The sequence below is a fragment of the Saccharicrinis fermentans DSM 9555 = JCM 21142 genome, assembly GCF_000517085.1.
Lineage (GTDB): Bacteria > Bacteroidota > Bacteroidia > Bacteroidales > Marinilabiliaceae > Saccharicrinis > Saccharicrinis fermentans.
In genome coordinates this window covers 955,239-974,835 of record NZ_KI912107.1, presented here as the reverse complement: position 1 = coordinate 974,835, position 19,597 = coordinate 955,239, and the positions used below count along the sequence as shown (strand labels likewise).

The following is a 19,597-nucleotide window of genomic DNA, read 5'->3' as shown; positions in this document are numbered from 1 at the left end:
TGTGCCTCTCAATAAATTTCTTGGTTGCTGGAATAAAAAAAGGCGAGAGATTAAATAAATCCCTCACCTCTAGGTAATAAAAATGAAATAAATAAAACTATTTAGATTTTAGATTTTTTTTTTTAACACACAAGAACAATTAACGATAGCATCGAATCTCAAACAATTTGGCATTTCTTACTCCATAAGTATCATTTAATATAATTCGAACAGCAGTAACTTTTACTGTATCAAAATTAAATTTAATCAATCGTTTCATATTTTTATTGAGAGATCCAACACGTATCCATTCTCCACTAACTCGTACCACGAGTTCAAGCGATTTAATAAGTTCTTTGGGAATATCATTCCAAAAAGAATCGCTCACTTTAGAATCTTTACGCATCATTATATTACGTCTCAAATTGGTATCACATTTAATTTCTACAGTTGAAATAGTAACTGGATTTTTCCATTCCAATTGAACCTCTGCTGGTAGCCCATCAGATTGCCAGTGATGCACCTCATTATTAAAATCACGCGATATTCCATCCAATAATAAGCTCACATCTCCTGATGACGTAGAAGAAGCAAAAACTAGCGCAGATTTTTTGGCCAAATCATTAATATCTCTAGCAGGCCGATTGGGGATAAATGCATCCTCTCTTAATAGTTTTTCCTGTAGTTCATTCATATATTGGTGTGTTATATCGCGCGGAAAAATATTTTTTTGCACACACATAGCTGCTGCAATACCCACCGCATGCCCCATCAAAGCACAAGTAGCCATTACTCTTGTGGAAGATAAGGCAATATGTGTTTGACTGATATTTCTACCAGCAAAAAACAGGTTTGAAATATTTTTAGAATATAGGCTTCGGTAAGGAATCTCATATACTTCTGAAAACCTTTCATGAAAATAACTAGGAGGTTCCTTCAAGTTTTCAATTCCACCGGGATTATGTTCATCTAACGACCATCCCCCATAAGCCACTGCATCTGAAAAATGTGTATGCCCAAGCAAATCCTTTTCTGACAGAATATAATCACCAATAAACCTTCTGGATTCACGCATACCTGGGATGGAACCTACCCAATCCAATGCTAAATTCTCTGCTTCAGGAAACTTACCAGAATTTTTAATATAATCCCAAACGCCATACATATATCCCATTAATTTATGTCGAATAATTTCTCGCTCACCAATGATATCATCATCACTACCTACCTCTACCCACCATATTCCATCTTGATAAGCTTTAAAGTTACGCTTGGGGTGCGATTTTTCGGCATCATACTTTATAGTATAGGAAGGGGGGTCAAAAAAAACTGGTTTACCCATATCTTTTGATAACATCAGAAGAGTTGCCCCCATTTGCCAGCCGTCGGCCACTTTGGGAGCATATTTCTCCCCAAATTCAGAGGATGCCTCCCTACCTGTTCGATACAATGCTCCAGCCGAAGCTGCCAGCAAGCCATCCCCGGAACAATCAATAAATTGTTTCGCATGTATAATATATTCTGTTTCCGTGGTAATTTGCCAACAATGCGCCGACGCAATTTTATCACCTGACATAATGGCTCTTGTTGCTTGCGTATTCAGCATTAGATCAATATTATCTTCCTGATAAATAAAGTCATATAACACATGATCCCATACGGCAAAAGATTCCTGTGGATTAAAAAAACGATTATGAAGCAATATTTCCTCAATGATCCCGGTTTCACGTTCTGGGAAATTGTCTGGTTTTAAGTGAGTAACTCCATTAACATGTACCCTCATTTCACTAGATGCATTTCCTCCAAGCACTGGCCGATCTTGTACCAAGACAACTTTTGCTCCATTCCTAGCGGCTGCCACAGCTGCACACATTCCTGCTAATCCACCACCCAATACTGCCACACCATAAGTCACCTCTTTCTTTCTTGTGGGTTCTCTCATTTCTCCAGTACCCATACTCAGCCAATTATCAATTGTTCTATCAGGCTTTATAGGTCCAAGCCCTGCTGCATTCACAACGCTTGGCACAAGGCTAGCTCCCAAAGCACTAGCTGCACTTTTTCTGAAAAAATCTCTACGTTTCATCTTTTACTATTTTAGTTCCATCATTCAATCTACGATGGAATAATATGTAACAACCAGGTAATAGGCATAGAAAAGTCAATGGGACATTGCAGACTTCTCATTCCACCCTCCTTTAGATTCATTTATCAACCTTTGAACCAGTTGTGGTTCACGATCCGCAATATTTTTAGTTTCCAAAGGATCCTTGCAATGATCATATAATTCTACAAACACGGGTGGTGCATCCTGTTTTCTGCGATCTTTCCATAAAATCATACGATACCTATCAGTACGCATAGCATACCCCATCATATAATTTTCAAATAATTCACGATCCCACTGAACACCTACTTGTTCTTTTATGCGCTTTTCAACTTTAGAAATCAGGGGGCCAAAAAAGGTTTCTCTCATTCCAGGTCGTAACGGAATGGCTCCCCATTCTCGTAAAGCAGGCGTTGGAAACTGACTAAATACTGCATTTTTCCATTTCAGGTCTGGTTCCTTTAATAACGGAACATAACTCTGCCCATCCAGATGTGTAGGCAAATCCAGCCCTGCCAGCTCACAAAGAGTAGGGTAAACATCAACCAATTCTACAAGTGCATTCGTTGATTTACCACGTACTTTATCTGACATTTCAGGCACACATATAATCATAGGCACCCGGGTTGCTATTTCATAATTCGTTGCCTTACCCCAAATACCCATATCTCCCAAATGCCAACCATGATCTCCCCACAATATAATAATAGTATTTTCACGAACACCAGCCTCTTCAATGGCTTTGACCATACGACCAATCTGGGCATCTATATAACTAACACAGGCCAGATAAGCATGTGTACATTTACTAGACAAAGCAGCTCCTAGTTCCCCCTCTTTAGGAATACCAGATCGAACACGTAACTCAAAAGAAGCATGCAATCCCATAGCGGCACTTCCTTGGGGCGCTTTGGTTTGCATTGCATTAACAATATCCACCGTATCATACATGTCCCAATACTTTTGAGGAGCCACCCAATTTAAATGAGGTTTTTTCATTCCTAAACCTAAAAAAAAGGGTTTATCCGGATTTTTAGCCAACATATCCTTTAAAGTAGCTATAGCCAAATCAGTATTATACCCATCATGATAGGTTTGATCAGGCACATCTGCAGATTCGAAAGCCGGGCCACTTGCCAATCCATATTTGGCTTGCTCACCATACTTAGCAAACATTACTTTTCTGTCTGCCTTTTGTATTTCAATATCTTCCTTCAATGCAAAGGTAACCGGTTTAGGTAATTTTTTCACAGCCGGAGCATCTCTAGCTGGTTCTCTGCTCCACGACAAAGTATCCAAAGCATCATCACCATGAAAAATTTTCCCACAATAAACCGTTTCATAACCATTATTACGAAAATACTGTGGAAGAGTAATGACATTGGGCATATCACTCTGACGCAATAAGGTATAGTTATGCAAAACGCCTAATGATTCAGGACGCACTCCCGACATTAGACTGGCACGCGAAGGACCGCAAATAGCCTGTTGACAAAAGGCTCTTTTAAACAATAAACCTTCACTAGCCAATCTATCTATATTAGGAGACCGAGCAACAGGCGAACCATAACAACCTAGTTCTGGGCGTAAATCATCCACCGCCAAAAATAAAATATTAGGTTTTTTCTTATCTTCTTGCTTTACTTGAACGCATGCAAAAAGCACAAAAATTAAAAAAAGGCTTGCTATTTGTAACTTCATTACTCTTTTCTTTATTCCCAAATGATAGGTAACCATACAGACATTTCGGAAGTTCCACGATTACTCCAAGAAAAATAAGGAATTAACTGCGTTTTCACAGTCTCCCACTCAGGTGAGACCAACTGACGATACATTCCCTGTTTTTTATCCTTACGTAACTTTAAATGTGTTTGAATAGTGGTTAAACCCCCTAAGAAATCAGATTTATATTCTGGAACAAAATCATTATCCCGCGGCAAGTACACATCAAGAATTTCTGTATCTTCTGGTAAGTCGGGCGATTCAATACAATAGACCACGGGTCCACGTTTTACAGCAACCTGATTACGCACCTCTTCTATTCGTGGATTTCCCTCCATAAGTTGAACATTCATAGGCATCGAAACAGTTACAACATCACCTTTTTTCCAATTCCGTTCCAACTTTAAATAAGTACCTGGATTTACTTTCTTATCAATATACTTTCCGTTCACCTGTATTTTTGAACCTTTGGCCCATCCTGGTATCCTTAACAATATCTGAAAAGCTTCTTTTTTACATTGATCAACCGTTATCTTTACATCACCATTCCAAGGATATTGCGTTTCTTGCCTTAATTGAATTTTTGAACCATCTAGCAATCGAGTATTCAACCTATTACCTCCATAAAGATTAACAGCTAAACCATTATCACATAAACTATAGGCCCACCCCGATAGTTTAGCAATTGTACGAACAAGATTTGGAGGACAGCAAAAGCATTCGATATATGGCTCACGGTTCGCAGATTCTGTAGACGAATAATCTGTATGGTAATGCGTTTTTCGTAATGGATTCGTATAAAAATAATCTTTTCCCTCAATGCTAATACCAGAAAGAGCACTATTATACATAACTAGCTCCATAATATCCGCATACTTAGCCTGACCATGGACTCCCAGCATACGATAGCTAAACATGGCATTACAAATATTAGCACAAGTTTCGTTGTAAGCTGTAGCATTGGGCATCATATATTCATTAATAAAACCTTCATGCACCATGTCTACACGCGAAGACACTCCATGATGCGTTTGTCCGCATGCACCTGTTATATACATCTTTTTATTCACTACATTTTCCCATAATCGATCCAACGCATCAATCAATTCCCTCTCACCTGTCTCGGCATACACATCTGCAGCTCCAGCATAATAGTAAAGAGCTAAAACAGCATGTCCCACCGCTTCTGTTTCTTTTCGTAAGGGCCTTCGTTCCTGAACCATATCACCAATATGCTTATAATTAGCATGTTCATCAGGTTTTACTTTTGATTTACCCCTCATATTAATAAACAATTCCGCCAATTCGAGATACCTTTTATCATGTGTGGTGCGATACAACTCTACCAATCCCATGATTTGAGTTTGATTAAAACCAAAACGCTTTAAGCTATCTGGTTGCGGCATAAATAATTTATATAAATAGTCTGCATTTTTCACCGCAATATCCAAAAAGTTTGTTTGGCCTGTTACGCGATGATGAATACAAGCACTTGTATATAAATGTCCAGCATTGTATAATTCATGATATTGACGGTTACCGAATCTCTTCAAACCCTTTACTTCAACCTGAGTTTGTAGATAACCATCACTTTGTTGAGCCTTGCCTATTATGTCGATATATTCATCCAATTGTTTCAGAATAGCTGCATCCTTGTTATGGGCATAAATGTACATAGCAGCTTCCATCCATTTATAAAAATCCCCATCATGCCAGTTCATGCCCTGGTGGTCTCCGTCCAGTATTCCTGCAGCAATTTTAAAATTATTAAGAGCATGCCCTACATCTCCAGTCAAAATATCACCCATATGAGGAACCATGGTTTCCTCACAGACTTTAAATTTGTCGGCCCAAAAACCACTGGTCCATTGGCAATCGGATATATTGATGCTTTTAAATTGCACATAAGGACTGTCTCCATTATTTATGATGCCCTGCTTTTGAGCTATAGTGCTCCCCATAAAAATAAAAGCACCCATAGCCATCCATATTTTTTTCATTTTTAAGATTTTAACCATACTACAATGTATTCAAAAACTATATTAAATCTTACCATACAACAGGCATAAACACAGTCATTTCTGACCGTCCTCTATTGCTCCATGAAAAATAGGGTACCAGCCTTGTTTTATATGATTCAAAAACCGGTTTGCGAACTGTTTTGTACATCTTTTCTTTATTACTATCCTTTCTCAATAATAGCGCAGCTTCAACGGTTGTAACACCCCCAAGTAGATCACTATTAAAAACTGCTTTTTGAGGTACTTCACCATTTAAATAAACATCTACAATATCCGTTCCTTGGGGAAGGTCGGGAGATTCTATACAATAAACTATCGGTCCACGTTTAATAGCTACTTGATTGCGTACCTCTTCTATACGAGAGTGGCCTTCAACAAGGTTTATATTCATAGGCATATCGATTACTACCTCGTCGCCTTTTTTCCAAGCTCTATTGACAACAGCAAATTTTCCTTCTTTCACATCAATACCTGCATCCATATTATTTACCGTAATACGTGTTCCACGCGCCCAATTAGGAATTCGTAGCGTAATATCGAATGCACCTTTTTTACATTTATCAATCGTTAATTTAATACGACCTTCCCATGGATATTTAGTAACTTGTGTAATCTTTAATTCAGAACCATCTAATAACTTCGTATTCAACTTATTTCCTCCATATAAATTAACAGCAATACCATTGGCCGTTTTACTATAGGCCCAACCGGATAATTTACTTACAGTACGAACTAAATTTGGAGGGCAACAGAAACATTCTAAATAAGGCTGACGTTCAGGGAATTCAGTATTCATTTTACTATAATCTCTTGCTCCATCAATAACGCGTAAAGGGTTCGCATAATAATAATTTTTACCGTCAAGACTTATACCAGAAAGACCGCTATTATACATTACGAGTTCCATAATATCGGCATATTTTGACTCTCCATGAATATCCAACATACGCTTACTAAACATAGAATTACAAATATTAGCACACGTTTCATTGTAAGCTGTCATATTGGGCATCATATATTCATCAATAAAACCTTCCTCTATCATCTGTCGGTTTGTTGAGGCACCATAGTGAGTTTGTCCAACAGCACCAGTTACATACATTTTTTTATCTGTGACATTTTCCCATAAACGATCCAAAGCGTCTAGCAACGCTTTCTCACCTGTTTCGGAATAAACATCAGCAGCTCCGGCATAAAAGTACAAAGCCAAAACTGCGTGCCCTACTGCTTCATCCTCTTTGCGCAAAGGTGTATATTCCTGCACCATATCACCAATAGGATATCCTTCTGTAGCTGGTGTTTCTTCTACTCTATACTTACCTCGATTATTAATAAATTTTTCTGCTAATTTCAAATATCTTTGATCTCCCACCGTACGATACAACTCAACAAGTCCCATAATTTGCGTTTGATTAAAACCAAAACGACCATATTTCTTATCCTCAGGCATAAAAATAGTATATAGATAGTCAGCATGTTTTATGGCTATATCTAAGAAATTACGCTGACCAGTGACACGATAATGAATACAAGCACTTGTTAACAGATGCCCGGTATTATACATTTCATGATACTTACGATTATCGTAACGATCTACTTCGGGATTTAACTGAATCTGTGTCTGTAAATATCCATCCTCTTCCTGAGCCTTACCAATAATACGTATATATTCATCCAACTCCTTCAGTAATTTTTTATCTTTTGTTTGCGCATATACATACGACACCGCTTCCATATATTTATAAAAATCACCATCGTGCCATCGCATTCCATGGTGATGACCTTCTTTTTCACCAGCTGCAATTTTAAAATTATTTAAAGCATGTCCTGTATCTCCACACAATACTTCGCCCATATATGGAACCATACTTTCTGTTGCGGCTTTAAATTTATCTGCCCAAAAACCTTCGGTCCAGATACAATCGCCCATGTCAATACTTTTTAATTTTACATAAGGACTATTTGCATTATTAACAATCCCTTTTTGTTGCGCCGATGCAGCATGAAGAACAACTAGGCTTAACACCAATAACATTATTTTATCCATTATTCTAATTTAGATTAATTTACAAACTTATTTTAAACTATAAAGAAAATACCCACCAGCGATACATTAGTACTCCTATGTAAATAACGATATCACCTCAATACAAAAGATCATTTTATTGCGAAACCTCAAAACAAAGGATGCTCTTAGTATCTGTTAAAAAATTTAGGCATGAGTCTTATTCATCCATTTTAAAACACTTGATGCAAATATGAAGAAGTTACACCGTTTAGCATAAATAAATATTAACCTAATATTACAATATTTTACCTTGTTCGTGAAGTTGAATCACTATTATATGATCATCGCAAAATCGAGTAGGTAAAGGAATTACCCCCTCGCCCTGTTGAGACCACACGAAATAAGATAATATTCTTTCGTTGCGTACTGCCTGATTTACTTTATGGTATTACGGTTAATATTTGGGCGTTCCCATTCTATGGCTCGGTTGCCCCACCAAGTAAGCCTTATATCAGATTTCTGTGCGCCAATACTTCAACTTTACTAATGGCTTCTTTCAGATTTGTAGTGCTCACAACGCCCTAGCCAATCGCTAGCGCTTTCTTTCAACTCGGCGCACACAAAGACTTACATCTCGCCAGACTATTACCATGCCCAGCATACCAAAAAAGGCCGTTTCATAAGAAACAGCCTCCTTTAAGTATATCAGACTGATATTAATAATCGTAGTTCTGCAATAAAGAAGGAGCTTTTTCAAGCTCTACAGAGGGAATTGGTAAATAATAATGCTTGTTATACCATGGCCTTGTAACTACTGTTTCTTCAACAAAGGTCAAAGACCCATCATCAGTTTTCGTCCATTTTAAACCTTTTATATCAAATCCTAAGTGGTCGTCTTCCATCCACCGTCTTTCATCAAAAAAATTATGACCTTCAAAACAAAGCTCTACTCTTCTTTCTCTTTTAATAGCTTCCAGAAGCTCGTCCCCACTAGCTGTAATCTCAGGTTGCAGAGCTCTTGTAGAAACCTTATTAAGATACTCTCTGGCGACTACTTCCTGGCCTGGAATATGGTATAAAGCTTCAGCATAATTTAAATAAATTTCGGCCAAACGATATAAAATATATGGACGTTGAGGTGAAATACCTCCTGCTACATCAACACTTTCATCTTGAAATTTACGGATATTATAACCTGTTTTTGACGAGTGCGAGGTATTACCTATACCTTCAGGAGAGTCTAAGCCATGAGGGAATTTATTCACGTCATCTGATAAATAATACTGAACATCACGACCTCTAAATTGAGCTCCATTAAAAAGTAGGTTTGCGTAATACCTCATTTCACGATTTGCATTGGGATTTAATGGGTCAAACGCAGCACTCGTTGTTCCACTCCCATCCTGCATATTAAATTGCAAAGCAAAGTTATGTGTAGGTGAAGATAAGCCCCAACCACCGTAACCATTGGGTGATTGTGTTTGATCCCACAATGAATTTGCATCTGTACCAAAATCATAATATGCAGATCCATAAGGTCTAGCAAACAAAATGTCCTGGTTGGGAGATAAGAACAACTTCTGATATTCCTCTGCATCCGCTACAGCAATCAGATCACGTCCTTCCACTATGTCTACAATTTCTTTCGCAGCATCTGCAGCATCTTGCCATTTAGATGATTTTGTATAAACATATAAAGGATCATTTGCGGGTGCAGATGAAGGATCGTGCAGCTTACTGGCTGCATACAATAATATACGTGACTTCACTGCTAAAGCCGACAATTTAGTCGCTCTACCAAACTCTGTTTCGGGACGTGTTTCCGGAAGAATGGCAGCCACTTCATCTAATTCACTGACAATAAAGTCCACACATTCTTCATAACTATTACGCTCCAAATTAAAATCATCTTGTAAACCTAATGCCCGGTTCATAATAGGTACACCCCCATAATAATTTATTAATTTGGCATACAAATTTGCTCGCAAAAATTTCATTTCCGCTTTCAGCACATTGACTCTTTCAGCATCCACACTCATTGCCACACTGTTGTCTATTCTATCCAAGAATTCGTTACAAGAACGAACATAATCCCAATAATTACTCCATTTTTGCAACCACACGCCCATACTGCTGGGTGTAATCCCTACGCTCCGTAATTTAAAAAGATCCAAATTATTAAAATTAAATTTTGCTTCAAAAGAAGCTGCTTCAATATTAAATCTCCTACTCCACCACTGAAAACGGTTTACCCCCCAACCCTCGGTACTATTGTAAGCTGTATAAACTAAGCGTTCCACTTGGTCAGGGTCTTCGTATATTAAATCTTCGGCAAAAGCATCCTTTGCATTGGTTTCTAAAACGTCTTCGCAACTGTAACTTACCAGCAATACGAATAGTATCAATAAATATGTTAATTTTATATTTTTCATGTTTATTCCTTTTAAGTGCTCAAATAGATTAAAAATTAAAATTCAGCCCAACTGTATATGTTTTCAAAGAAGGATATTTACTTTTCCTAAAGTCAACATACCCTGTTGCTTCGGGATCAAGACCCAGATCATAAATATCAGAAAACATGGTAAGCAAGTTATTTCCTCTTACATATACCTTTAGAGTACCAATTTTAATTTTATCCTGTGCAAAAGTATACCCCAGCTCCAATTCCTTCAATCGTAAAAAAGAAGCATCACGCAACCATAAATCGGCTCCTTGAAAATTATCTGCTGTATTCAAATTACCACTATATGCATCTCCTTTAAGAAAGGCCCTTGGGTATCTCGAATTACGGTTTTCAGGTGTCCATCTATTCTTGTATATAAAGTCAGGCAAGGCCCCTTTTTCTTCAAAATATACGATCATCTTTGCCTTGGCTTGTCCTTGGAATAAGAAATTAAGGTTAAACCCTTTATACGCTGCACCTCCATAAATACCAAACTGAATTTCAGGTACGTCCGAGGCATACGAACGAATACGGTCATTTGAATCAATCTTTTTATTTCCATCGGTATCCAAATAGATGGGTTCACCTGCTACAGTACCTGGTAATTTCACCTCAGTGGCATCCACTTGTTCCTGATCATAAAAAATACCTGCCGTTGGATAAATGATATAAGAGTCCATTGGATGTCCTTCACGTTTACGCCACTCCGGGACATCAGCAGGCTCATCCAAATACACTACTTCATTTTTTGCCTGGGTAAGATTTGCGCCCAGGTTATAATTAAAATCATCCATTTTATCATTCCAGGCCAACTCAAATTCCCATCCAAAATTATCCACTTTTCCCAAGTTCTCCTGTGGCAAGGTTAACCCAGCAACATCTGGAATCGAAGCATTCCTTGTAATAAGTATGTCTTCACGTTTCTGATAAAAATAATTGATATCTCCCGACAATCTGTTATTGAGCATAACGAAGTTCAAGCCTAAATTTTTCATATCTGCAGTTTCCCAAGTAATATCAGGGTTAGGAACATTATCGCTCGAATAGCCATTGTATCTAGTAGCAGGTACACCAAACAAATAATAATTAGGCTGAGCCACATTGGTATTTCCACTATAATTATAGCGTGTCAAATACTGAAACGCACCAATACGATCATTACCCATAATGGCCCAAGATGATCTAATTTTTAGAACGTCCAACCAAGCATCCGACCAATCCATAAAAGACTCATTGCCCAGTGACCAAGATACAGCGGCTCCGGGAAAGGTTCCAAAGCGATTTCCAGGACCAAAATTACTGGAGCCATCATGACGTAATGTTAGGTCTATGAAATATTTTTTTCTATAATCATAACTGATGGAACCAAAATAATTAAGTCTTCCCCATTCGGCCGAAATTCCATTCGATTGTTGCGCATCATCACTTCCCGCAAATAACTCAGAATGGTCTTTTGTTGGAAAGTCCTTTTTTTCAGCCCAAAACTCACGTTGATCGGAACTCATTTGTTCTATCCCTGCAAACGCACCTAATGTATGTTTCTCATTAAATACTTTAGAATAATGCACTGTTGCATTTAACATCAATTCATTAAATTTCCAAAAAGACTCTCGCAAGATTCTTTTGTTACCACTTTGCGAATACCCTGTTGACGGCACATAGTCATTTGATCCTTCTTGAAATTGATACACAGTCCAAGGTGTGTACCACGATTTTTTATCATAACTCATTTTCCGAATTCCAGCAAAGCCTTTTGCTCTTAAACCACTAACAAATTCTGATAAATCCCAATCAAATGAAAATTTTGCACGAATATCATTATCTACTTTATTCACGAATCCTGACTCATTGCTAGACATAACATACGGATTCGAACCATTTTCTCCTCCCCAAGCTGCTAAACCATTGGGATAAATAGCCACTTCCGTAGGTTCATTTACGTAAATATGTTTATAAATGTAACTCTCTTCCACACCAGGTTCGTTAGCATCTCCAAATCGACCAGACAAATCAATACCCAATTTCAAATTTTTGCAAATATTTATATCCAAATTCGAACGGACTTGATATTGTTTAAAATTAAGATCGCCAGACTTATACATACCAACCTGGTCTAAATAATCTCCACTTACAAAATACTTAACGTTTTCATTTCCTCCAGAAATAGACAAAGAAGTTCTAGATTCTGGTGAATAATCAGCAAAAGTCACATCAGACCAATTGGTACTAGGATAATTTGGATCATTTCCAGCTGCATACTTGTCTATATCTTCTTGTGTAAAAGGCAAAGCCTCTCCTTTTCGCTCTGCAGCTTCATTTTGCCAAGTCGCAAACTGAGCAGAATTTAGCAAGTTAGGCTTAGCAGAAAAACTAGACACATTGTAAGAAGTGGATAAGTTGATGGAAGGTTTTCCTGATTTTCCGCGTTTAGTAGTAATCAAAATAACTCCATTCGCTGCTCTTGCTCCGTAGATAGCAGCTGCCCCATCTTTTAATACAGTCAATGACTCAATATCCTGTGCAGATAAGTGAGAGAAGCTTCCTGCGGTAATACCATCAATTAAGATGAGAGGTTCATTGTTATTTAATGTAGATTTACCTCGTATTAGAAGCGTTACATCACTAGAACCTGGGTAACCTCCCTTATCGCTTACAATTAATCCAGGAATTTTACCCGCTAACGATTTTTCAAGATCTTTACTGGAAGTTCTTTCGAGAGTTTCAGAATTTACCGAACTAATAGAGCCAGTAACCTCCCCTTTTTTACGTGTTGTATAACCAATAGCCACCACCTCTTCAAGGCCGATATAGCTGCTTTCTAAAACAACATTTACCATCGATTGATCAGTAATAACAATTTCCTTTGTCGTCATTCCTACAAAAGAAACCACCAACGTAGAGCCAACAGGAATATTTGTTAAGGAATAATTTCCATCGATATCCGTAATTGTACCTGTAGTTGTACCTTTAATAACAACCGTAACCCCAGGTAAAGGCACCCCCTCAGTATCCCGAACAGTACCAGAAATAGTTTTAGACTGAGCCATTGCGGAGGACACACCAAGCGATAAACACAAAAAAGCAATCATTAAAAATCTTAACATCAATAAAGATGTGCAACATCGAACAGAAAAGATAAATTTTAATCTTTGATTTTGGATTATTTTCATAGGTTTACATTTAGAAATGAATTATATAGTGATTTTTCATTTTTAACTTTTACAGGGAAGTAGTGCAGTACTTTCCTGTTTAGTTATTTTTATTCGCAAATACGCATTGTACTGCTGTTCTTGAATTTGCATCACAAAGATATATTTCAACTTAAATGGATAATCAATATAAATTAACCTTTAATGACATTATTTTACCCTATTTAAAATTTGACATAAAAAATAGCGACTAGGAAACTTTAGAGGAGGAAGAATAGAAAACTGCGCGTAATAAAAATAGAACTCCGCAACATGTACCCATAACATATAGTGCAAGAATAAACCCAACTAATATTTTTAAAGTTGCAATCATTGGGCACCAATGATGCGTGAAAATTAAAAGTGCAATCAATAAAGAACATATTGAGACCAGGCATAGCACAATTATGCCTCATTTCAACAAATAAAACACCACATGAAGATTCTTACAATTTAGTACGGTAAGTGTTAGGCGTGCAACCTACAATTTGCTTAAACTGCTTGTTAAAATTAGTAACAGACTTATATCCTACCCGATAACAAACATCTGATATTGTTATTTCTTCTTGAACCAATAAACGAGAAGCGTTACGAATACGAACTTCATTCAGAAATTGCACATATGATTTATTGGTCATTTTTTTAAAAAAACGACAAAATGAATTGGTAGTCATACAGGCTACATCAGATACATCTTTCAAGCTAATATCTTTAAAATAATTATTAGAGATATACTTGATAACCTCATCCAAACGAGGAGAATTCTCCGTGGTATATTGACGCATATCGGCTGAAGATAAAGTCCTTTTTTCTTCAGTAAGAGACAAGCGGCAAAGAATGTCTAAAAGTTTCACAGATTGTTCTGCCGGCGTCAAATCAATGATACACAGCAATTCGTTATGCAACATCCTACTCACATCTTTACCAAAACTCACTCCAAATTTAGATTTTTCCAACAATTGATTGATTTTGGAAAACTCAGGTAAATTAAATGTATTTTCTCCTATAAAATCTTTAGAAAACTTTATAATAATAGTTTTTACTTTATTCGTCTCTTCTTGTTTATAATACGACGAATCGTTACGCCATAGATGAGGTAGATAAGGTCCTACCAATACTAAATCACCCGGGAAAAAATGAGAAACACTATCACCCACAAAACGAATACCATTACTTTTAGAAATATATAACAGTTCAAACTGAGCATGATAATGCCACGAAGAATCTAAACATGGTATTTCTTTTTTGGTAATATCAATCCGCTCATTTTTAAAGCTATCGGTATTTTTCAGTATTAGTTTCATGTGTTTAAAATTATCATTCAATGGCCCCACGGAACTCACCAGTATTAATCATTCCCCTGTGTGCCAAACAATTCCCACGGCTCGTTTTATCTATCACAAATAATTAACATATAAAAGTATTATTCTCTTTTTTTTAAAATGCAATCATTTATCACCTACCCTTGGTAACTCAGGATCCACAAATATGCTAAAATACGGTAAACATTAACCTTACATATATTAACCTGTGTTTACAAAACATTCTCATTATCAGTTATGGGGTAAACAATACAAAACTAAAAAAATATACGTACTGCCATTGGGTGGATCCCAAAACATAAAACAACTTAGTTTTTCTCAAAAAAGAAAGCTTTTTTGAGAAAAACTATTGAATTACTTAGATACTTTCATTCTAAACTGAAAATTATAATTACCTGCTTTTAATCTTTGATGATCAAGCGGACTAGCACTCATTCCTCCCAATCCAGCCTGTCCCATATTTATATTTACCGTATAAAAACCCTGCTTCTGCAAGTCATAAGTATGTTGTGCCTTCTCAATATTTTCGGCTGAATAAGGCCATACAGAAAATCCAAACAAAGGCTCAGCCATAAACTCAATTCCCCCCTTGCCTTTTTCACTCATTTTCAACCAGCGTACATCTGTACGGTTACCGTTTTCTTGGGGCTTGGCATAATTATAAAAGAGATCACCGGTATTAAACTGATATTCATCAACCTGCGCATTGCGTTTGCGATCTATATACGTTTCATGTGGTCCGTTACCATAATAGGCTGTCTGCTTATATTTCGACGACACACCTAAAGTCACACCAAACTTAACCAAGTCGGGCAGAGATGATGCTGCATTCAAATGCATCTTTACATCAATAACTCCATCACTAAAAATAGTATAAATCGTTTTCAAAATAATGAGATCATCTAAATGTTGATTTACAACAATATCGAGCTCAGTATTCTTTTCCGAATTAACTTTAACAGAGGTTGTTTTAAGTTCAGCTTGGGCACGCTGCCATATTTTCGCCTTATTGTAAAGACGCCTAAACCTAGAGTCATTATCGGTCAAAGGGCGCCAAAAATTAGGTCGTAATGGTGATGACAGTTGTTCTTTACCTTTCACCACATAAGAAACTAAATGACCATTTAATTTGTCAACACTGGCAGAAAAATCTTTCCCTTTTACCTGAATAACATCAGAATTCTCTTCCCATTTCACGAGTGATTTAACGCTTGACATATACAAGTATTGATTAGACTTACCTCTCATCAGTATTTGATCCGTAGCTATTTCATACCCTTTTTTACACCAAAGACGATCCTCTAGCTCATGTACACTCAAACGCAGCCAGTATTCACACTCGTTTTTAAAAGCCATTGGCTTAAATGGAATATGGATAGAACCTACCGAACTAGGAGCAATATCTTGAGGGCTCAACACTCCTGATTGCAATTCTTTCCCATTTTCAGAAACAGACCAACGTAACTCATACTTATTTAGGTTTGTAAAAGCGAAACGATTGAATGCTCTTATATCGCCATGCAGCACATCCTCATCTTCAAACGAAAACGGTTGAAATACATATTTACATTCCCAAGCATGAGGATTTGGCGTTCTATCAGTAGCAAACACACCATTTAAGCAAAAATTTGAAGCATTGGGTTCGTCTCCAAAGTCGCCACCATAAGCAAAGTATGGCTGACCACTTTCATGGGTTTTCATGATGCCCTGATCAATCATATCCCATATAAAGCCACCAATTAAATTTGGTCGTACTCGAATAGTATCCCAAAATTCTCCCAATGTCCCTATTGAATTACCCATGGCATGAAGATATTCACACATAACAATAGGACGCTTAATATGTGGACTTCGAGACATATTATTAAGTTGATATAATTTAGGATACATACGACTCAATACGTCAACATATGAAGGATCGGTAGGATTAGACATATAAGGCCCACGGTAGGCATCTTTCACAAACGCTCCTTCCTTATAGTACGGACTTGTAGGATCACCTTGAGCTCCTTCGTAATGGATAAAACGCGAAGGATCAAAATCTTTAACCCACCCTGCAGCAGCCGCAAAGGCAGGACCAGTACCAGCTTCATTTCCCATAGACCAAGAGATAACACAGGGGTTATTTTTGTCTCGTTCTACCATGCGAATAATACGACTCAAAATAGGAGCTGCCCAAGAAGGTTGTTGAGGAATATAGCTTCCTAAATGATGGCACTCTACATTAGCTTCATCCATCACATATAAACCATACTCATTACATAGCTCATAAAAAAATGGATCATTGGGATAATGAGAAGTACGTACCGCATTAAAATTAAACTGCTTCAGCAACTCAACATCCTTACGCATATCATCACGAGTAAGTGCTTTCCCACGTACAGGGTGATGCTCATGACGATTCACACCCATTAACTTCACCTCTTTCCCATTTACTAACAAAGCATTATTACGTCCAAACTCGATTTTTCGAAAACCTATCGACTGGCTTCTAACTTCAACAAGCTGCTTATTCGGATCCCTTAGTTCGAACACCAATTTATACAAATAAGGTTCCTCTGCCGACCATTTACGAGGTGTTCTAACGTTGGCTTCCATCATTCCCCATTTTGTGATATCCCGTTGCGGCCAGCGCTCATTATAAACTGCACCCACTGAAACAGAAGACAAATCTACTACTTTGTTATGATCCGCATCATATAAGCTAGCTGATAATATCCAGTCGTCGAGGTGATCCGTTTCTTTTTTTACCCACACTTTAGGGCGTACTTCTAACTTTGCATCCTGTATATTGGCATCAAACTTTGTTCGCACATAAAAATCGTTCAACGAAATTTTAGGCTGAACCAAGAGCATTACTTCTCTATGAATACCACTCAAGCGCCACATATCCTGATCCTCAAGATAACTACCATCACTCCAACGAAATACTTGAACAGCCAATCTATTGGTTCCTTCCTGCAAATACTGGGTCACATCAAATTCGGCAGCCAGTCTACTACCCTGACTATACCCCACTTCCTTACCATTCACCCAAACATAAAAAGCAGAAGACACTCCCCCGAAATGTAAAATTACTGATAAATCTTTCCATTCCTTAGACACCTCAAAATCGCGATAATAACTCCCCACAGGGTTATTACGATATATTTTAGGTGGGCGAGGAGGCATAGGTCCCATGTAGTTTTGCTGACTCTTGGGTATATTTAAAATATCAGGTGTAAAAGGATAAATAATATTAGTATAAATAGGCTGTCCATAACCTTGTAATTCCCAATTGGAAGGCACAGGTATATCATTCCAATCGGCACCCATAAAATCTGCAGCCATAAAATCTCTTGGACGTTTCTCCACACTGGGAACAAACTTAAATTTCCAGGTTCCATTTAATGATTTCATACGTGCCTTTACCCTTTTACCAGAAAGAGCATCATCTACATTTATATAAGAATAAGTAGGTATCCGGGCATGCATCTTATTTTTTTCGTACATTAATTCGTTTTCCCAATCGTTTTGGGCATAAATCAACGGCACAGCAATAAATAACAGTAACCCAAGAGAAATAATAACTCGCTTCATATTTATTTCTTCATTTATAAGTTTATCTTACAACTCTACCAGAAGTAGATCCGTTCATCAATGTCTCCACTTCATCTCGAGATACATAATTAAAGTCACCATTAATAGAATGACACAAACAAGAAGAGGCAACTGCAAATCGAATAGCATGCTGTGGCTTGGCCAACTCAGGTGTATTAAGAGCAAAGACCAAAGCGGCACCAAAGGAATCACCCCCTCCTACACGGTCAATGATATTTTTTATTTGGTACGGTGAATATTTACCATCTTTTACAGGAGCTAAATGCATTTTTTTCGTTTTAGCATCAAATAACATAGCGCCCCAATTATTATGTGTAGCAGAGAAACTCTCGCGCAAAGTAATAGCTACCTTTCTTACATTAGGAAACTGTCGTACAATCTCCTTTGCTACCCCTTCGTATTTATTTACATCGAGTTTGGCTTCCTCTATATCGGTATTCTCAGCAGAGATACCTAGTACATCATGAGCATCTTCCTCGTTGGCAATAACTACATCCACATAGGGTAAAATTGATCGCATCGTTTTTTCGGCCAATTCTGTTGCTGTAGTACCATTTTGCCATTGCCACAATTTTTTACGGAAATTTAAATCACAAGATACCATTAAACCTTTCTCTTTAGCCGTGCGCACAGCCACTTCTGTTGCTTGTGCCGACACCTCTGAAAGGGCGGGTGTTATGCCTGTTGTATGCAACCACCCCGCATCTTTTAACAAAGAAGTCCAGTCATACGCATCACCCTTTGTCATAGAAACTGCAGAAAAGTCACGATCATACATCACTTTACTAGGACGCTGATTAGCTCCTCGCTCAACAAAATACAATCCAAAACGTCCGTAATTAGTCAATTTAATACCAGAAGTATCTACTCCAATACCCTTCAATACCGTTACACACGCTCCGGTCATTTCATTATCGGGGAGTGCAGTAACAAATCGAACATCACCTCCCAACATAGCAATAGATGCAGCTACATTAGCTTCGGCACCCGCAAAAGTCATGTCAAGTTTACCTGGCATACTTTGTCTAAAACGCTGAAAATTCTCGGGACAAATTCGTCCCATAATTTCACCAAATGTTATTATTGTTTTCATGTGTTTAAATTTTTCTTTCAATGGTCATATGAAACTTGCCAAAACGAATCATCCCCCTGTATGATAAATGCTTTATTATGGTCGTTTTATATGCACAAAAATCATTCACAATGG

Annotated in this window: 9 protein-coding genes; all 9 read right to left on the bottom strand. The window is 37.5% G+C overall.

The genetic code is table 11. From position 1 onward, the window contains the following. Positions 1-139: 139 nt before the first annotated feature. On the bottom strand, positions 140-2,065 hold the full coding sequence (locus CYTFE_RS0104090) for an FAD-dependent oxidoreductase (protein ID WP_027470775.1): 1,926 nt from the start codon (positions 2,063-2,065) through the stop codon (positions 140-142). A 75-nt stretch (positions 2,066-2,140) separates the two neighbouring features. Beyond that, a complete protein-coding gene (locus CYTFE_RS0104085) occupies positions 2,141-3,787 on the bottom strand; it encodes a sulfatase (protein ID WP_044212247.1) in 1,647 nt (548 codons plus the stop codon). Positions 3,788-3,798: 11 nt separating this feature from the next. After that, positions 3,799-5,808, bottom strand: coding sequence for a glycoside hydrolase family 127 protein (locus CYTFE_RS0104080; protein ID WP_027470773.1), 2,010 nt, complete (start codon positions 5,806-5,808; stop codon positions 3,799-3,801). Between the two features lie 49 nt (positions 5,809-5,857). Then, complete coding sequence (locus tag CYTFE_RS0104075; RefSeq protein WP_081735905.1) at positions 5,858-7,876, bottom strand: glycoside hydrolase family 127 protein; 2,019 nt, start codon at positions 7,874-7,876, stop codon at positions 5,858-5,860. Between the two features lie 677 nt (positions 7,877-8,553). Further along, positions 8,554-10,269: a RagB/SusD family nutrient uptake outer membrane protein gene (locus CYTFE_RS0104070; protein ID WP_027470771.1), complete on the bottom strand. Its 1,716-nt coding sequence runs from the start codon at positions 10,267-10,269 to the stop codon at positions 8,554-8,556. Positions 10,270-10,297: 28 nt separating this feature from the next. Next, positions 10,298-13,384, bottom strand: coding sequence for a SusC/RagA family TonB-linked outer membrane protein (locus tag CYTFE_RS0104065; RefSeq protein WP_211238148.1), 3,087 nt, complete (start codon positions 13,382-13,384; stop codon positions 10,298-10,300). Between the two features lie 530 nt (positions 13,385-13,914). Further along, the gene (locus CYTFE_RS0104060) at positions 13,915-14,772 is read right to left on the bottom strand and encodes an AraC family transcriptional regulator (protein ID WP_027470769.1); all 858 of its coding nucleotides are present in this window, start codon (positions 14,770-14,772) and stop codon (positions 13,915-13,917) included. A 372-nt stretch (positions 14,773-15,144) separates the two neighbouring features. After that, entirely contained in the window at positions 15,145-18,369 is a 3,225-nt protein-coding gene (locus CYTFE_RS0104055; RefSeq protein ID WP_027470768.1) for a glycoside hydrolase family 2 TIM barrel-domain containing protein, read from the bottom strand. 22 nt (positions 18,370-18,391) lie between these two features. Further along, on the bottom strand, positions 18,392-19,483 hold the full coding sequence (locus tag CYTFE_RS0104050; RefSeq protein ID WP_027470767.1) for a sugar kinase: 1,092 nt from the start codon (positions 19,481-19,483) through the stop codon (positions 18,392-18,394). Between the last annotated feature and the right edge of the window lie 114 nt (positions 19,484-19,597).